General features: G+C 68.6%; 17 protein-coding genes and 1 tRNA gene. 2 read left to right on the top strand and 16 right to left on the bottom strand.

Annotated features, from left to right (window positions below):
- Positions 1 to 7: 7 nt before the first annotated feature.
- The 5 genes from ACTIFJ_RS03775 to ACTIFJ_RS03755 all read right to left on the bottom strand — a co-directional run bounded on the left by ACTIFJ_RS03775 (position 8) and on the right by ACTIFJ_RS03755 (position 5,878).
- Entirely contained in the window at positions 8 to 901 is an 894-nt protein-coding gene (locus ACTIFJ_RS03775) for a polysaccharide deacetylase family protein (RefSeq protein WP_439532752.1), read from the bottom strand.
- Positions 901 to 1,677 carry an SDR family oxidoreductase gene (locus ACTIFJ_RS03770; RefSeq protein WP_439532751.1) on the bottom strand — a complete coding sequence of 259 codons (777 nt, stop codon included), beginning with the start codon at positions 1,675 to 1,677 and terminating at the stop codon, positions 901 to 903. Before ACTIFJ_RS03770 ends, ACTIFJ_RS03775 begins: the two co-directional genes overlap by 1 nt.
- Entirely contained in the window at positions 1,674 to 3,113 is a 1,440-nt protein-coding gene (locus tag ACTIFJ_RS03765) for an MmgE/PrpD family protein (RefSeq protein WP_439532750.1), read from the bottom strand. The genes ACTIFJ_RS03770 and ACTIFJ_RS03765 overlap by 4 nt, the downstream gene beginning before the upstream one ends.
- Positions 3,113 to 3,751 carry a cysteine hydrolase family protein gene (locus ACTIFJ_RS03760; protein ID WP_439532749.1) on the bottom strand — a complete coding sequence of 213 codons (639 nt, stop codon included), beginning with the start codon at positions 3,749 to 3,751 and terminating at the stop codon, positions 3,113 to 3,115. The genes ACTIFJ_RS03765 and ACTIFJ_RS03760 overlap by 1 nt, the downstream gene beginning before the upstream one ends.
- A 117-nt stretch (positions 3,752 to 3,868) precedes the next feature.
- Complete coding sequence (locus tag ACTIFJ_RS03755; RefSeq protein ID WP_439532778.1) at positions 3,869 to 5,878, bottom strand: pyrroloquinoline quinone-dependent dehydrogenase; 2,010 nt, start codon at positions 5,876 to 5,878, stop codon at positions 3,869 to 3,871.
- A 192-nt stretch (positions 5,879 to 6,070) separates the two neighbouring features.
- On the opposite strand from ACTIFJ_RS03755, the gene ACTIFJ_RS03750 reads away from it, so the two are divergent.
- Positions 6,071 to 7,237: an acyl-CoA dehydrogenase family protein gene (locus ACTIFJ_RS03750; RefSeq protein WP_439532748.1), complete on the top strand. Its 1,167-nt coding sequence runs from the start codon at positions 6,071 to 6,073 to the stop codon at positions 7,235 to 7,237.
- A 3-nt stretch (positions 7,238 to 7,240) separates the two neighbouring features.
- Here ACTIFJ_RS03750 and ACTIFJ_RS03745 read toward each other — a convergent pair whose 3' ends face one another.
- Genes ACTIFJ_RS03745 through ACTIFJ_RS03730 form a run of 4 tightly spaced genes read right to left on the bottom strand, consistent with a single transcriptional unit; the run spans position 7,241 to position 11,268 of the window.
- Positions 7,241 to 7,918, bottom strand: a complete 678-nt coding sequence (locus ACTIFJ_RS03745; protein WP_439532747.1) for a hypothetical protein — start codon at positions 7,916 to 7,918, stop codon at positions 7,241 to 7,243.
- Positions 7,919 to 7,946: 28 nt separating this feature from the next.
- Positions 7,947 to 9,068, bottom strand: coding sequence for a CaiB/BaiF CoA transferase family protein (locus ACTIFJ_RS03740; protein WP_439532746.1), 1,122 nt, complete (start codon positions 9,066 to 9,068; stop codon positions 7,947 to 7,949).
- A gap of 2 nt (positions 9,069 to 9,070) precedes the next feature.
- A complete protein-coding gene (locus tag ACTIFJ_RS03735; protein ID WP_439532745.1) occupies positions 9,071 to 10,465 on the bottom strand; it encodes an MFS transporter in 1,395 nt (464 codons plus the stop codon).
- Positions 10,462 to 11,268 carry an alpha/beta fold hydrolase gene (locus tag ACTIFJ_RS03730; RefSeq protein WP_439532744.1) on the bottom strand — a complete coding sequence of 269 codons (807 nt, stop codon included), beginning with the start codon at positions 11,266 to 11,268 and terminating at the stop codon, positions 10,462 to 10,464. Before ACTIFJ_RS03730 ends, ACTIFJ_RS03735 begins: the two co-directional genes overlap by 4 nt.
- Before the next feature lie 151 nt (positions 11,269 to 11,419).
- On the opposite strand from ACTIFJ_RS03730, the gene ACTIFJ_RS03725 reads away from it, so the two are divergent.
- Complete coding sequence (locus ACTIFJ_RS03725) at positions 11,420 to 12,250, top strand: hypothetical protein (RefSeq protein WP_439532743.1); 831 nt, start codon at positions 11,420 to 11,422, stop codon at positions 12,248 to 12,250.
- Between the two features lie 14 nt (positions 12,251 to 12,264).
- Here ACTIFJ_RS03725 and ACTIFJ_RS03720 read toward each other — a convergent pair.
- The 7 genes from ACTIFJ_RS03720 to ACTIFJ_RS03690 all read right to left on the bottom strand — a co-directional run.
- Positions 12,265 to 12,341 (bottom strand) — tRNA-Arg (locus ACTIFJ_RS03720).
- 63 nt (positions 12,342 to 12,404) lie between these two features.
- A complete protein-coding gene (locus tag ACTIFJ_RS03715; protein ID WP_439532742.1) occupies positions 12,405 to 12,797 on the bottom strand; it encodes an MAPEG family protein in 393 nt (130 codons plus the stop codon).
- Positions 12,797 to 13,573, bottom strand: coding sequence for an outer membrane protein assembly factor BamD (locus ACTIFJ_RS03710; RefSeq protein WP_439532741.1), 777 nt, complete (start codon positions 13,571 to 13,573; stop codon positions 12,797 to 12,799). The genes ACTIFJ_RS03715 and ACTIFJ_RS03710 overlap by 1 nt, the downstream gene beginning before the upstream one ends.
- 22 nt (positions 13,574 to 13,595) lie before the next feature.
- Entirely contained in the window at positions 13,596 to 14,138 is a 543-nt protein-coding gene (locus ACTIFJ_RS03705) for a 2'-5' RNA ligase family protein (protein ID WP_439532740.1), read from the bottom strand.
- Positions 14,135 to 15,577 (bottom strand): aldehyde dehydrogenase family protein, encoded by a 1,443-nt coding sequence (locus tag ACTIFJ_RS03700; RefSeq protein ID WP_439532739.1) that lies wholly within the window; start codon positions 15,575 to 15,577, stop codon positions 14,135 to 14,137. The genes ACTIFJ_RS03705 and ACTIFJ_RS03700 overlap by 4 nt, the downstream gene beginning before the upstream one ends.
- A 14-nt stretch (positions 15,578 to 15,591) precedes the next feature.
- A complete protein-coding gene (locus ACTIFJ_RS03695) occupies positions 15,592 to 16,575 on the bottom strand; it encodes an NADPH:quinone oxidoreductase family protein (RefSeq protein ID WP_439532738.1) in 984 nt (327 codons plus the stop codon).
- A gap of 50 nt (positions 16,576 to 16,625) precedes the next feature.
- Positions 16,626 to 17,109: LysR substrate-binding domain-containing protein (locus ACTIFJ_RS03690; protein ID WP_439532737.1), on the bottom strand; the 484-nt coding region annotated here is incomplete at its 5' end.

The raw sequence follows: 17,109 nt of genomic DNA, 5'->3' as shown, positions 1-17,109 counted from the left end.
TTCTCCTTCAGCTGGCTGCGGCGCGTTCGGCCGGGTCGCTGGCGGCCTCGAACCAGTCGGCGATCTGGCTGCCGGTCATGAACAGGGTATCGGGCCGCGCGCACAGCAGGTCGAGCATCCGCTCGAACCAGATGAAGCGGTGCGGCACGGCAATCAGGTGCGGGTGAAGGCCCAGCGTGACAATGCGGGGGCCCTGCGCCAGCTCGGACGCGAAGGTTTCGAGCGTCGACACCAGCCGGTCGTGCATCTCCGCCGACCGGTGCTTCTCCACGGCGTAGATGACACTGTCGTTGATCTCCAGCGAATAGGGCAGGCCGATCATCGGGCCATGGCGGGTCTTCATCCACACCGGCAGGTCATCGAGCACCCAGTCGCAGCAATAGCGCAGGCCATGGCCGGCGAGCAGGTCGAGTGTGTCCACGGTCTGGCGCAGCCCCGGCCCGAGCCACCCCTGCACTGGCCGGCCGGTGAAGTCGGCGATCCGCGACAGCGCCTCGGCGATGGCATCGGCTTCGCTCGCTTCGGCCGTCAGCGCCCGCTGGTGCAGGCCATGACCCATGAACTCCCAGCCCGCCTCGCGGACTGCCAGCGCCAGATCGGGATAGCTCTCGATCACCCCGGCGTTGAAGGCGCAGGTAACCTGCAGGCCGCGCCGGCCCAGCGTCTCCAGCAGCCGGGGCATGCCGCAACGCATCCCATATTCGGCCCAGCTGAAATTGGGCACGTCGGGCACGGCTTCGGCGCCGTGCGGGGCCGGCAGCAGCTTGCGCGGCATCGGGTGGTCGAAGCGCCAATTCTCGATGTTGACGACGAGATGGACGATCAGCCGCCCCCCCGGCGGCGGCGCGAGCGGGCGGCGGTCGGACGCCAGCCGGAACGGCACGCGGGGATTGCTGGCCATCAGCCAATCCCCTTGGTGGCGCCGCCATCGGGCGTCAGCGAGGTGCCGACCAGCATGTCGGCGGCATCGGAGAGCATCATCGCCGCGAGCCGGCCGATCTCGTCAGCCTCGGCAATGCGCCCGAGCGGCTGGGCGGCGAGCAGCCCGGCCTCGACCTCGGCCGCCGGCGCGCCGCTGGCAGCGGCCATCCGCGCCACCAGCCCGGCCCAGCGATCGGTGCGGGTGGGGCCGGGGTTGAGCGCATTGATACGGATACCGTCAGCTGCCACCGCATCGGCGAGGCCACGGATGACCGCCAGACAGGCGGCATTGGCGGCCGAGCCGGGCAGCATTGCCGGGCTCGGCTGGCGGCCATTGTTGCCGACGATGACCAGGATGCGCCCGAACCCGGCCACCGTCATCGCCGGCAGCACCGCGCGAACGGCACGGACCATGCCCATGAACTTCAGCGCCAGCGCCTCTTCCCAGACCGCATCGTCTAGACTGGCGAAGGCACCGCCCTGCGCGGCGCCGGCGCTGATCACCGCCAGGTCGATCCGGCCGTGGCGGGCGAGCATCGCGGCCACCGCCGCCTCGGCATCGCCGGCGCGAGTAAGGTCGGCGGCCAGCGCCAGCGCATCGGGATGCGCGGCCTGTGCTGCGGCCAGGCCGGACTCGCTGCGCGCCGCCAGCCCCAGCACCACGCCCTCGCCGGCCAGCGCCCGGGCGGCGGCGGCGCCGATGCCCCGGCTGGCGCCGAACACCAGGGCGGTGCGTCCGGACAGCCCGAGGTTCATGCGCCGTGGTGCGCGAATGCGCCCCAGTGCAGGGCATCGAGCAGCGCCGCCGCATCGGGCGCGGTGTCGATCGACCAGACAAGGTCGAACAGCGCCTGCTGGCGGGCCGGATCGAGCAGCCCGGCGGCATTGTCGGTGAATTTCTCCTCGACCTCACGGTCGCTCAGCGGATTGTCAGGGCCGCCGCGATAGGCCTCGTCGGCCCAACGGGTGAACTGGCGGCCATCATGCGTCCGCAGCTCGATCCGCGAACGAATACGGTCCCAGCCCATCGCCTCGATGGCGGGATCGAAAGCCGTCTCGACGCGCGCCTGCATGTCCTGGCATTCGGGCGACGCCACGAACGAATCGGTGAACTCCTGGCGCCCGCAGCGGCCGCGCAGAATGATCGCCGACAGCAGGAAGGCGAAAGAAAATTTCCCCTCCAGCTCGGTGCGGGCGATCCGGAAGCGGATCGGCCCGAGCACGTTCGAGCCGGCATGGAGCGTCACCGCCGCCACATCCTCCGCCGCCAGCCCCTCATCCCGCATCAGAAAGCGCAGCGCGTCCATGCTGGGATGGGTGAGAACGCCCGAGGGATAGGGCTTGATGCTGACCCCCGGGCTGACCATCGTGAACGGCTGGCCCAGCCGGTGCGCCACCAGCTCCGGCTCGCCGCCCGGCCCGGCAATGGTCAGATAGCCCCATTTGCCGTCCAGCGCCTCGGTGTTGGCGCTGAATCCCTCGCGGGCCAACAGCGCCGCGGTGACGCCATTCTCGGCGGCGCGGCCGACGTGGAACGGCTTGGTCATGGTGCCGAAATTGGCGCGGATGCCGGCCGCGCAGGAGGCGGCGATGCCGATGGCGCGCGCCGTGGCGTCCGCATCGAGTCCGAGCAGCCGGGCGGCGGCGGCCGTGGCGGCAAAGGCGCCGATGGTGCCGCTGGTGTGGAAGCCGCGCATGTAATGATCGGGGTTGATCGCCTCGGCGACCTTGCAGCCAACCTCGAAGCCGGTGGCAAAGGCGGTGAGGAAGCGCGCGCCGCTGACCGGGGCGCCGCCTTCCGCCGCCGCCAGGTCAAGGAGCGACAGGCAGGCGGCCAGCGGCGGCATGGTCGGGTGCATCAGCAGGCCATAGGGGCGGCCCGGGCCTTCGGCGAGCTGGGTATCGTCCCAGTCCATGGCATGGCCGGCGGTGCCCGTCCACAGCGCAGCCAGATGCGCCGGCAAGCGGACATCGCCGGCGCCGAGCGGCCGCCCCTGCCCGGCTCCGCCGATGCTGGCGATATAGCGGGCCAGCGGCGCCATGCCCGGTTGTTCGCTGCCGCCCAGCGCCACCGCCAGCCCGTCCATCAGGCAGCGCCGGGCCAGCCGCAGATGCTCGCCCTGCGGCGTCTGTCCGTCCATGCCGGTGATGAAGTCGACGATTGCGGCGGTAAATTGGGTCTGTTCCGACATCATTGGGTCCAATGGCTGAGTATTTCGTCGACGTTCGGGGTCACCCCGAAGCGGTGGCGGACATTTTCCAGCGACGCCTCGTGGAGGGCGGCGTTCCAGGATGCGCAGCCATCGGGCGGCACCACCACCGCATAGCCAAGCTCGAAGCCGGCGCGAAACGTCGTCTCCACACAGGCATTGGTGGAGACGCCGGTGATGACCAGCGTGCGAATATCCCGCGCTCGGAGCAGCAGGTCCAAGTTAGTGGCGGTGAAGGCGCTGTAGCGATGCTTGCGCACCTGCCATTCCCCCGACGCCGGGGCGAGCTCATCGATGAAGGCGGCGCCCGGCGTGTCGGCGATGCACAGGTGCGGCGAGGACACGGTGGCGGTCTCGCGCTTCCACAGCCAGGTGTCGGAATCGCTGCCATGGTCCGGCAGCGTCCAGAAGCCGACATGGGCGACAGCGACGCCGGCACCGCGTGCCCCCGCCAGCAGTCGGGCGATGGCGGGGATGACATGGCGTGCCGGGCCGAGATCGCGCCCCGCCCGCTCGGCGCCGAAGCCGGGCGTGAGGAAATCATTCTGCATGTCGATGACCAGCAGCGCGGTGTGGCGCGGATCGACCTGCTCGGCCAGGGTTCGCATCATCGGGCGCATGGCGGGCCTCCGCGGCAGGCTGGGGTATCGATCGGCTCCACCGCGCTTTCATGCCCGCGCCCGCGGCGCATCCGAAGCGCGGGCCGGGAAGTGATCGGATACCGATCAGCCATCGCGCTAGCGTGCCGGCGCGTCATCAAGGGCATAGGCGACCAGCGCGTCGGAAAGGCTGGTGCCGGCAAAGGCGTTGCCGCCGGCGGCAATCGCCACATATTGCCGGCCGCCGGCCGCATAGGTGACCGGCACCGCCATCCCCGGCGCCGGCAGCTGGCTCTGCCACAGCTCGCGGCCGGTGCGGACATCGAGGGCGCGGAAGCGACCGTCCATGGACGCACCGATGAACACCAGCCCGCCGCCGGTGACGATCGGCCCGCCGACGCTCGGCGAGCCCCAGTTGAGCATCGCCGGCACGGTGATGCCGAAGCGCCGCGCCTGTCCCAGCGGCACACGCCAGACCAGCCGGCCGCTCGACATGTCGATAGCCATGATCGTCCCCCAGGGCGGCGGCGCGCAAGGGATGCCGAGCGGCGACAGCATGACATCGCCGGTGACGACGAGATCGGTGCCGGTCAGCACCCGGTTCATGAAGCCCTTGGGCAGATTGTCGAACGCCGGCGTGCGCTTGTTGATTGCCATGGTCGAGGCGAGATTCTCGGACTTGATGACCAGCAAATTGGTGGCCGGATCATAGGCCGCGCCGCCCCAGTTGGCGCCGCCCATGGTCGCCGGGAAGATCAGCGATTCCTGCGGGTCGGGCGGGGTGAACAGCCCCTCGTAGCGCAGGCGGTCGAAGCGGTTGCGGCACCAGGCGCGGTCAAGCGGGGTGAGGCCGAACATGTCCTCGCGGGCCAGCCGCGTGCGGCCGAGCGGCACCGGCAGCACCGGCACCGGCTGGGTCGCTGCCGTCCGCTCACCCGGCACCCGCGACGCCGGCGCCGGATAGTCCTTCACCGGAAACACCGGTTGGCCGGTATCGCGATCGAGCACGAATACCATGCCGGACTTGGTCGGTTGGATCACCACATCGCGCAGCCGGCCGTCCTTGCGGATGGTGACCAGCATCGGATGCGCCGGCAGGTCATAGTCGAACACGTCGTGCCGGATGATCTGGTAATGCCAGACCGGCTTGCCGGTATCGATGGAGAGCGCGACAACGGCATTGGCATAGGGAACCTCGAACCGCCTCGTCGCGCCGTAGAAGTCCGGCGACGGGCTGGAGGTGGCCAGGAACACCAGCCGCCGCGCCGGATCGGCGGACAGCAGGGTCCAGACATTGGCGGCGCCCGTATCACGGGCTTGGGCGGCTGGGATCGGGTCCCAGGCCCAGCGCAGGGCGCCGGTACGAGCATCGAAGCCGCGGATGATGCCATTGGCGGCATCCACCGGCGCATCATAGGCGCCGGCCGCCGCCACCAGAACATCATCGACGACCAGCGGCGGCGAGGTCGCCGACACCGGCATTTCGCCAAGCGGATCGAAGTCCGCATGGCTGACATAGCCGGGATGGCCGGCGGGCGCGCCGAAATCCTCGCAGGGCCGACCGGTGGCAGCATCGAGCGCGATGACCGCCCGGTCCCCGGCCGCCCTGTAGATGCGGCTGGCGCAGGCCGCACCGGCTGCGGCCTGCCGGTCCTGCCAATAAGCGACACCGCGACAATGGATGGGCTTCATCGGGCCGGGAAACAGCGCCGCGCGCTGGGCGCTACCGCCGTAGGGGTCGAACTGCCAGCGCGGCTTGCCGGTCGCGGCATCGAGGGCGAAGACGCGGTCGAACGGCGTGCAGTAGAACAAGGTCTCGCCGACGACGAGCGGGATCGCCTCCAGCCGCGACCCGGCATAGGTGCCGCCCTGGCGGACGTCGCCGGAATGATGGACCCAGGCCTGGCGCAGCCGGCCGACATTGCCGGCATTGATCGCGGCCAGCGGCGACCATTGGCTGCCGCCCATGTCCCGGCCCGTTGCCGGCCAGTCGTCGCCGGCACCCGTCACCGGCAGCATCACCGCGCCGGTACCGCTGAGCGCCCGGTCGGGGTCAGCATGGAACACCAGCCCGCGCGGCAGGGTCGCCAGCGACCAGGCCAGGAACAGCAGCACTGCCACGCCGGCAGCGGCCAGCAGGCGGCGCATCGTCACGGGTCTGGCAGCGGACATCCGGTTATCTCTCCCCCTCGGCTCGTCAACCTAGCAGCGCCGGCCCGGCTTGCCAGCACCGGCGCACCTCTCTTCGGGATCCGACCAAAGCCGGGGCCGGCATTGGCCCGGCACCGGCCACCGCCTAGGACATCGGCAAGCCCAACAGCCATGCCGAGGACCGCTCCCATGCCCGCGCTCGACCCGCACGACCCGCACCGCGAACTGCGCGACGCCATAAGGGCGCTGTGCCGGGATTTCCCGGACAGCTATTTCCGCGGCATCGACGAAGCGCGCGGCTATCCGGAGGCCTTTGTCGAGGCGCTGACCCGCAACGGCTGGCTGGCCGCGCTGATCCCCACCGAATATGGCGGATCGGGGCTGGGCCTCGCCGAGGCCTCGGTGATCATGGAGGAGATCAACCGCGCCGGCGGCAATGCCGGGGCCTGCCACGGCCAGATGTACAATATGGGCACGCTGCTGCGCCATGGCTCGGACGTGCAGAAACAGCGCTATCTCCCCGCCATCGCGGCGGGCGAGATGCGGCTCCAGTCGATGGCCGTCACCGAGCCGACGACCGGCACCGACACCACCCAGCTCAAGACCACCGCCGTGCGGCGCGGCGACCGTTATGTCGTCAATGGCCAGAAGGTCTGGATCAGCCGGGTGCAGCACAGCGACCTGATGATCCTGCTCGCCCGCACCACCCCGCTCGACCAGGTGGCCAAGAAGTCCCATGGCCTGTCGATCTTCATCGTCGATGTGCAGGCGGCGATGGCTGGCGGCATGACCGTCCGCCCGATCCCCAACATGGTCAACCATGAGACCAACGAGCTGTTCTTCGAAGACCTCGAGATCCCGGTCGAGAATCTGATCGGCGAGGAGGGCCAGGGCTTCCGCTACATCCTCGACGGGCTGAACGCCGAACGCACGCTGATCGCCGCCGAATGCATCGGCGACGGCTATTGGTTCGTCGACCGCGCCAGCGCCTATGCCGGCGAGCGGATCGTCTTCGGCCGGCCGATCGGCCAGAACCAGGGCGTGCAGTTTCCGATCGCCGAATCCTATGTCGAGGTGCGCGCCGCCGACCTGATGCGCTTCCGCGCCTGCGAACTGTTCGATGCCCATCAGCCGTGCGGGGCCGAGGCCAACATGGCCAAGTATCTCGCCGCCAAGGCCTCATGGGAAGCCGCAAACGCCTGCATCCAGACCTTCGGCGGCTTCGGCTTCGCCTGCGAATATGATGTGGAGCGCAAGTTCCGCGAGACGCGGCTCTATCAGGTGGCGCCGATCAGCACCAACCTGATCCTCTCCTATGTCGCCGAGCATGTGCTCGGCATGCCGCGATCCTTCTAAGCGTCAGTCGAGCCGCTCGAAGTCGGTCAACTGGTAGCGGCGGCCGGTCTCGGGCACGTGCACGCTGACCGGCAGCCAGTCGCCGGGCATGCTGTGCATCACCAGCGTGCGGCCGGTATAGGTATTCCAGCTGAACCGCTCGCAATCGAAGCGCCCGGCCGGCACCTCGATCGTCTCGTGGCCCTGATAGGTGATGTCATAGGTCTTGGTAACGAGGATCGGGCCCGAGGCACCGTTCGGCACCAGTGAGGTCGAAAAGCAGTTGGACAGCGTCTGCACCTCGCCCTGCCGCGCTGCCTCGACATGCGCACACTTCCAGATGTCGATGCTGATCGGGTGCGCGCCCATCAGCCTGACCCGGCCCGGTGTCTCGATGCGCTGGCTGACGCGCCCCTCCTTGGCGGTGATCATCTCGCCCTCGGCCAGGCTGTCGGTAAAGCGGAACCAGCCGGAGCCGATGAACGCCCCTTCGGCGCTCAGCCGGACAAAACCGTCCAGCGCCTCGAACCGCTCGTTGACGCTGTAGACGACGTCGCGGACCAGCGGCACCTTGTCCATCTCGCAGATGCACCGCAGCGTGCGCGAGCCATCGTCGTGGACGGTCACATAGAAATGCTCGCGGCCGGTGAGGCCATCGACATCATGGCCATAGCTGATGGTGCCGCGATAGGTGCGTGTCATCGGATAGTCCTTTCCATAAAGCCCCTGATCAACGGGCCGAGAATTCGGCGCGCAGCGCCACATCATGTGCGCCCAGCGCCGGCACCGGGCCGGGCGCCGGGGCAGCGCCATCGACCAGCGCAGCCGGGGCCGGCAGCGCCACCGGCCCGCTCGGCGTCATCACCTCGATCCGGCGCAGCTGGGGATGGGCGGACAGGCCGATGACCGTGTTGAGCCGGCCGAAGGCGATATCGGCGGCGCCCAGCCGGGCGGCAACGCCAGCGCCATCGAGCGCCGCGAACACGGCATCGATTTCCGCCGCCAGTGCCACGCGGTGCTGCGTGCGTGCGGCATTGCTGGCGAAGCGCGGATCCGCGGCCAGCGCCGGCCGCTCCAGCACCACCGCGCAGAACCGCTGCCATTCGCGCTCATTCTGCACGGCGATCACCGTCTGCTCGCCGTCGCCGGTGGCAAAGGCGCCATAGGGGGCGATCGACGCATGGCTGATGCCGACCCGCGCCGGCGGATGCCCATGTTCGGCATGGAGCAGCGGCACCGCCATCCAGTCGGCGATCGAATCGAACAGCGACACGCTGATTTCGGCCCCCTGCCCGCTCCGCTCGCGGCCGAGCAGCGCCTCCAGGATGGCGGCATGGGCGTTCATCCCGCAGGCAATGTCGGCGGCCGACACGCCGACGCGGCCCGGCGCCTCGGGCGTGCCGGTGATCGAGGCGAGGCCGGCCTCGCACTGGATCAGCAGGTCATAGGCCTTCATCTCGCGGTACGGGCCGGACTCGCCATAGCCGCTTATCGAGCAGGTGATCAGCCGGGGATGGCGGGCGCGGAGCGTCGCCGGATCGAGACCCAGCCGGGCCACCGCGCCGGGCGCAAGGTTCTGCACGAAGACATCGGCGCCGGCGATCATCCGCTCAACCAGCGCCAGGTCATCCGCCTGCTTGAGATCGGCGACCAGCGATTGCTTGCCGCGATTGAGCCAGACGAAATAGGCGCTCTCGCCATGGACGAAATGGTCATAGTCGCGGGCGAAATCGCCCTGCGGCCGCTCGATCTTGATGACCCGGGCGCCGGCATCGGCCAGCCGCGCCGTGCACAGCGGCGCCGCCACCGCCTGCTCCAGCGACACCACGGTCAGGCCCTGCAGCGCGCCCATGCTCAGGCCTGCGCCTGCTTTTCGGCGCGCAGCCGTGCCAGCGTCGCATCGTCCAGCCGGTAGCGCAGCAGAAGCAGCACGCCGATCAGCAGGAACGCCGCCGGCACCACGCACTTGATCAGGTAAATGGCGGTCACCGTCTCCGCCGACTGGGCGATGATCTTGCCGCCAGTGGTCGCCACATAGCCGCCGAAGCTCAGTCCCATGCCGAGCACGGCCGCCCCCACCGCGAAGCCGAGCTTCTCGTTGACCGAATAGAGGCTGGCAAACACGCCGCCGCGCTCGATGCCGGTGGTCAACCGGTCATATTCGATCGTGTCCGGCAGCATCGAGGTGCTCATCAGCAGCGCGCCGCCCGACGCGAAGCCGAACATTGCCGCGCGCCACCAGATGCCGTCCAGCCCGGTGGTCGCGTCCGCCCACCACCAGCTGACCACCGCCGGAATCATGATCGCCTGCGCCAGCAGATAGGCATTGCGCTTGCCGAACCTTGTGCCGATCCGCGTCCACACCGGCTGGGACAGGAACACCATGGAGTTCTGCACCACCGACTGGTGGATCATGCCGGTATAGCCGACGCTCATCACGTTGAGCATGAAGAACAAGGTCACCGGGCTGAGGATGCCGAACGAGCAGTATTGCGCCAGCTTGGCGCCCAGCAGCAGCCGCAGCGGGCGATTGGCGAGGAGACTCCTGACGTCTGCCTTGCTGAACTTCTGCGCCGCGCCCGTATGCTGCTCGACCCGCGCGCTGGCCGTGCCGAGGAAGGAGCCGACCATCGTCACCAGCGCCAGCGAGGCCATCACCACGCCCATCAGCCGGTAGCCGTCATTGCCACCGCCACCACGGTCGATCAGCCAGGCGCTCAGCGCCAGCGCGGTCAGCTGGCCAACGCCGACAAAGGCGGTGCGGAACGAAATCAGCCGCAGCCGTTCCTTGGTGCCCCGGGTTATCTCCGCCGGCATCGCCAGATAGGGCACGTTGAACAGCGAATAGCCGGTCGAATAGAGCACCAGCGCCACCGCCATATAGACAATGAGCGTGGTACCGGAGAGCGGCGGCGCCACGAAGATCATCAACAGCGACAGCGAGGACACAAGTCCACCGGCCAGCAGGAACGGCCGACGGCGCCCGAGCCGGGATTTTGTCCGGTCGCTGAGCGCGCCGGTCACCACATTGGCAAAGGCATCATAGAATTTGGAGAACATGATCATCGTTGCCGCGACGGCCGGCGAGATGCCGAGCACCGTCGACATCAGCGCCGGAAAATAGACGGCGATGGTGTTGAGCAGGATGGCGACGCCGGCCGTGCCCACGGCATAGCCGAGGCACAATGACGTCGGCGGATAGACCGCCTCGCGGGCCGGCGCTGCGACTGGCTGTACCTGGCTCGTCATGCGCGTTCACTGCCCCCGAGATATCGCTGGATGATCGAGGCCACCGCCTCGGGCTTCTCGTTCGCCGGATAATGACCACAGCCCGGCAGGATGTCGACACTGGCACCGGACACCAGCGCCGCGATGGCCCGCGCCGACAGTTCGGGGCTGATCGTATCCCTATCGCCCACCAGCAGGTGCACAGGGCAGGTGATCGCCGGCAAGGCTTGCCGAAGGTCGGGCCGGCCCACGGCCATGGCGCGCAACAGATCGCAGCGCGCCTCGGCCGGCGTCGCGGCGCGCGCCGCCACGAGCTCGTCGACCAGCCCGGCGTCGTCGCGCGCCGGCTCGCCAAGGCCGGCCATGACAGCCTCGCGATCCGCCAACACCCGCGCCTCGTCATCGAGCCCGAGCCAGCAGTCATTCGCGGCCAGCATTCCCGCCAGGTCGGGTTGACGGGCAGGATCGGGCGCGCCGAGCAGGAACAGCCGCGATACCCGGCCAGGCCACCGGCTGGCGGCGTTGATCGCCACCACGGCCCCCATCGACCAGCCGAGCAGCGCCGCACGGCCGATGCCCAGGGCATCGAGCAGGGCGACCACGTCGAGCGCCCATTGCGCATGGTCGGGCGCGATGTCCTGTCCGCGGCTGCCGCCGAACCCGCGAAGATCGGGCGCGATGCATTGGGCCTGGTCGGCCAAGCGGTCGATCAGCGACCGGAAAACCTCGGCGCCCGAGCCGCCACCATGCAGCAGGACCAGCGGCGGCCCGCTGCCGGCCTCGATCACGCGCAGGCCGCCGACGAGGCGCGCTGTGCCGCCCACGGCGTCCCGTCGATTTGCCCTCGCTTCCATCATGGTGCAGCTTCTCACAGCGTCAGCAGGACGCACCTGCTCGCATGATTTTGTTCGGCAACCGATCAGCGCTGGAACCGGGCTTTGCCCTGCCCGCCCCAGATGAAATGGACCCTCGGCCATGAGCCCCGACGATACCGCGCGCCTCGAAAACGATCTCGCACACTGGCGAGGCGCCATCGGCCGCCGCGAGGTGCACCAGCAGCGGCTCGAGCTGGAAAGCCTGCGCCGCTACGCACTGGCGACCGGCGGCGCAGCCGACGCCGATGTCATGGCCTCCCCGCCGCCGCTCGCCCATTGGGCCTTTTTCCTGCCGATGGCCGATGACACCGGCCTCGGCCCGGACGGCCATCCGGCACGCGGCGGCTTCCTGCCGGCGATCAGCCTGCCGCGCCGGATGTTCGCCGCCGCCGAAATGCTGTTCCCGGCGCCGTTGCGGCTCGGCGAGCCGGCAGAAATGATCGCCACGATCATCGACATCCGCATGAAAGCGGGCCGCAGCGGGCCGCTGGTCTTCGTCGAGGTCGAGCGCCGGCTGGAGCAGGCCGTCACGGTCCGGGTCGTGGAACGCCAGACCTATGTCTACCGCGAGGCCGAGGCGCCGGCGCCCCTGCCCGCCCCGGCCACCACCCCATTGCCCGGCGAGGTCTGGCGGCCCGGCCCTGTCGAGCTGTTCCGCTTTTCGGCGGCGACGTTCAACAGCCACCGCATCCATTACGACCTGAACTATGCGCAACAGTCGGAAGGCTATCCGGCCCTTGTCGTTCAGGGGCCACTGGTCGCCGCGCGGTTGGCGGGTCTCGCGGCGAAAACCGGCGCGGTCGACAAATTCGCCTTTCGCGCCCTGGCGCCGATGTTCGCCGACCAGCCGATCCACCTCGCGCAAGACGGTGCGCAGCTCACCGCCACCCGCTGCGACGGTGTCACGGCAATGACGGCGACAGCCGACTAAAAGCGCTCGATTTCTGGTGCACCCGACAGGATTCGAACCTGTGGCCTCTGCCTTCGGAGGGCAGCGCTCTATCCAGCTGAGCTACGGGTGCGGACGCAGCCTGTTAGCAGTGCCGCTGCGGCATGGCCAGTATCGGCCTGCGCTTTTTTGCGTCCTAGCCGGCAAAGCGCGCCGCAAGCACCAGCGCCCATACCGACAGCACCGCGATCAGCACCCAGGTGCCCAGCGCACCGGCGGCGCGGTAATTGTTCGGGGCCGGGCGGTCCATGCCGATGGCATGGGCAAGCCGCACCACCGGAAGCGCCAGCGCTGCCAGCCACAAGGTGTTCGGCGTCGCCTTCAATGACAGCTCGATGGCCAGCAGCAGCACCAGCAGGAACGGCACATATTCGGCAAAATTGGCATGTGCGCGGATACGGCCAAGCAGCACCGAATCGCCGCCATCACCGAGCGATACCTTGGACGACAGCCGAACCCTTACAACGCGCATCGACAGCCAGAAGAATATCAAGCCGCACAGCCCGGCCGACACCAATGTGGCGACCATTAGCGGCCGGACCCGTGCTTCGTCATCAAGGCAAAGCTGCGCTCATACCATTTCGAACCCGGATAGTTGCTGCCGAGCACGGCGGCGGCCTTCTTCGCTTCCTCGGGCAGGCCGAGCAGCAGATAGCTCTCCACCAGCCGGTGCAGCGCCTCGGGCGTGTGGCTGGTCGTGTCATATTGATCGACGACGTTGCGGAAGCGCAGCGTCGCCGCCAGATGCAGGCCGCGGATCTGATAGAAACGGCCGATCTCCATCTCCTTGCCGGCCAGATGGTCGCGCGCCAGATCGACCTTCAGCCGCGCATCGGCGGCATAATCGGTATTGGGGTAACGGCGGATGACCTCGCCCAGCGCATCGAGCGCCTGCTGGGTGATCTTCTGGTCACGCTCGACGCCGCTGATCTGCTCATAATAGCTGACCGCGATCATGTAATAAGCATAGGGCGCCTCGCGCGAGCCCGGGTGCAGAGACAGGAAGCGCTGCGCCGAGCCGATCGCGTCATTGTAGCTGCCCGACACATAATAAGAAAAGGCGCTCATAAGCTGGGCGCGCCGGGCCCAGACCGAATAGGGATGCTGGCGCTCGACCTCGTCGAACTGCGCGGCGGCGACCTTGTACTGGCGCTTGTTCAGCGTGTCCTTGGCGACATTGTAAAGGGTCTCGACGTCCCGGGCGACATAGGCCTGGTCCTTCTTGCCCTTGTTCGAGGAGCAGGCGCCCAGTGCCAGTGCGGCAGCCAGGACAAGGACGAACGGACGCATCGGGGCACGGATCATGCGCCCTGATAGCGCAACGTCATCAGCCGCGCCAGCGCCCCCGCAAGGGATAATCGCCGAGCGCCTCCCACGGCCCGTCGAGGTACCGCCAAAGCCGCAGCCGAACGAATCGCGGTGCCTGCGGCAGCGGCTCGCCGGCCAGCATGGCAAGGCTGGCGCGGGCGGTGGCGGCATCGACCTTGTTCTGGATCGTCACCTGCAACCGGCCGCTGTTACCATCGGCAAAGGCCAGCAGCCCGTGCAGATCCTCGGCCAGTCCGTCGCGCAAGCTCAACAGCGCCGGCGCCTCGACGCGTAGCACGATGCCGCCCTCGCTGCGCTCGAACCCGGCGAAGCGCGCCGGCAGCGGCGGCGTCTCGGCCGTCAGCCGCGCGAGGCGCCGGGAAACCTCCGCCAGCTCCCGGCCCGGCAGCTGGCGAAACAGGCTGAGATGCGCCGGCACCTGGTTGCGCGCGGCAGGGTAATGCGCCCGCCGCCAGCCCTCCAGCCGGGCCTGCGCCGCGTCGTCGAACCCGGCAGTCAGGATGAGCGGCCGCGGGTCCGGAGGGCTGGAACCGGACGTCAAAGGTCCTGCGGGCGCCGGCGGATGACGAGGTTGCGGATCTCGGTCATGTCCTCCATCGCAAAGCGCACGCCTTCGCGGCCAAGACCCGAATCCTTCACACCACCATAAGGCATGTTGTCGACACGGTAGCTCGGCACGTCGTTGATGACGATGCCGCCGACGTCGAGCCGGTCCCAGGCCTTGAGCATCTGGAACAGGTCGCGCGTAAAAATGCCGGCCTGGAGCCCGAACTTCGAATCATTGACCGTCTCCAGCGCCGCATCGAAATCGCTGAACCGGCTCAGGCAGGCGACCGGGCCAAAGGCCTCGTCAGTGTTGAGATGGGCATGGCGCGGCACCCCCTCGAGCAGCGTCGCCTCGAGCATGGCGCCCTCGCGATTGCCGCCGCAGAGGATCTTCGCGCCCTGTGATTCGGCTTCCGCGATCCACATGCTGAGCCGGGCGGCCTCCTTCTCGTCGATCATCGGTCCGATGAAGGTGTCCTCGTCGGCGGGGTTGCCGGCAATCAGCGTCCGCGTCTTCGCCACCAGCCTGTCGCGGAAGGCCTCGTAGATATCGTCATGGACGAGGATACGCTGCACACCGATGCACGACTGGCCGGACTGGTAAAAGGCCCCGAACACCGTGCGCTCGACCGCATCATCGAGATCGGCGTCGGGCATGATCACCACGGCCGCGTTGCCGCCGAGCTCCAGCACCACCTTCTTCTTGCCGGCGCGGGCCTTGAGGTCCCAGCCGACATCGGGCGAGCCGGTGAAGGACAAGAGCTTCAGCCGGTCGTCGGTGGTGAACAGGTCGGCGCCGCTGCGGTGCGCCGGCAGTATCGAGAAGGCACCCGGCGGCAGGTCGGTCTCGGCCAGCACCTCGCCGATGATGATGGCGCCCAACGGCGTCCGGCTCGCCGGCTTCATCACGAACGGGCAGCCCACGGCTAGCGCCGGGGCGATCTTGTGAGCGGCAAGGTTCAACGGAAAGTTGAACGGCGAGACGAAGCTGCACGGGCCGATCGGCACGCGCTTCCACATCCCCTGATAGCCCTTGGCCCGGGCGCTGATATCGAGCGGCTGGACCTCGCCGGTCATCCGCACGCTTTCCTCGGCGGCAATCCGGAACGTGTCGATCAGACGTCCCACCTCGCCGCGTGAATCGCGGATCGGCTTGCCAGCCTCGATGCACAGCGCCTGCGCCAGCTCGTCGGCGCGCTCGGTGAAGCGGGTCACGCAATGCGCCAGCACTGCCTGGCGCTCATAGGCGGCCATCCGCGCCATCGGCTCGGCGGCCGCCACGGCGGCGGCAATGCCGCGGTCGATGGTGGCGGCGTCGGCCAGCGCCACGCGGGTGGCGACCTCGCCGGTGAACTTGTCGGTCACCTCGAGATCGGTATTCGGCTGCTCCGCCTTGTTGGCGACATAGAGCGGGTAGGTGTCACGCAGGGCCATGATCCGGTCTTTCCTCAGTTGTCGGCGATGGTCAGGATGACCTTGCCCATCGCCTTGCGGTCCATCATCCAGCGGATGGCGGCGGGGCCATCCTCCAGGGCAAATCGGTTGGAGACATGCGGCTTCAGCTTGCCGGCGCGGAACCACGCCATCAGCTCGGCCATGTTGGCGGCGTGCGCCTCGGGCTCGGCCTGGGTGAAGGCGCCCCAGAACACCCCAACGATGCTCGCGCCCTTGATCAGCGGCAGGTTGAGCGGCAGCGACGGGATCATGCCGCCTGCGAAGCCGACGACCAGATAGCGACCGCCCCAGCCGATGCCGCGAAACGCCGGCTCGGCATAGCGGTCGCCCACCGGATCATAGACGACATCGACGCCGCGGCCATCGGTCAGCATCTTGATCCGCGCTTTAAAATCCTCGCTGGCGTAGTTGATCGTCTCGTCGGCTCCCATGGCGCGCGCGAGCGCCAGCTTCTCGTCCGATGAAGCCGCAGCGATGACACGCGCGCCCATCAGCTTGCCCAGCTCTACCGCCGTCAGCCCGACTCCGCCGGCAGCGCCGAGCACCAACAGCGTCTCGCCCGGCATCAGCCGCGCGCGCTGCTTCAGCGCATGCAGCGACGTGCCATAGGTCATGGTGAAGCCGGCGGCGATGTCCATCGGCATGTCGGCCGGGATCGGCACCATATGGGTGCGGTCGGCGACCAGATGCTCGGCGAAGCAGCCATGGCCGGTCATCACCACCACCCGGTCCCCGATGGTGAGGCCGCCGGTGCCCTCGCCCAATGCATCGACGATGCCGGCCGCCTCGGCGCCGACGGTGAACGGCAGCGCCGGCTTGAACTGGTAGAGGTTGCGGATGATCAGCGTGTCCGGGAAATTGACGCCGGCGGCATGCACACGCACCCGCACGTGGCCGGGGCCGGGCTCGGGCATCGGAATGTCCTGCACCACCAGCTGCTCGGGCGGGCCATGCTCAACACAGACAACGGCCTTCATCACACTCCCCTTTGGCCCGTCATAGCCAGCGATCGCCGGGCATGAAAGCCTCAGTCGGCGGCCAATCCCTCAAGTCGGGAGAATTCGGAAAGCGCCGCACCGAGCAGCCGGAACTCCTCGCCGCGCGGGCTGCCGGCGCGCCAGGCCAGCGCCACGGTCCGCGAGGCGCCGCCGACCAGCGGCCGCGAGATCAGCCCGCTGCCCCTGATGATGTCGGCATCGAGCGCCATCTTCGGCACCAACGTCTGCCCCAGCCGCCCTGCCACCATCTGCACCAGCGTCACCAGCGAGGTGCCGCGATGGCCGGGATCGGCGCGCAGCTCCGGTCGGCCGCACGCCGCCAGCGCCTGGTCCTTCAGACAATGCCCGTCCTCCAGCAGCAGCAGATGGGTATCGTCGATCGCCGAAGGCGCGACGATCGGCGGGGGATCGATCATGTCGCCGGGATGGAACACGAGGTAGAAGGCGTCGTCGAACAGCGCCATCGTCTCCACTGCCCCGCAGTCCCAGGGCAGTGCCAGCAGCACGGCATCG

Source organism: Polymorphobacter sp. (assembly GCF_051860865.1).
Taxonomy (GTDB): Bacteria; Pseudomonadota; Alphaproteobacteria; order Sphingomonadales; family Sphingomonadaceae; genus Sandarakinorhabdus.
Note: the sequence above shows the minus strand (reverse complement) of the source record. Positions and strands in the feature narration are given on the sequence as shown.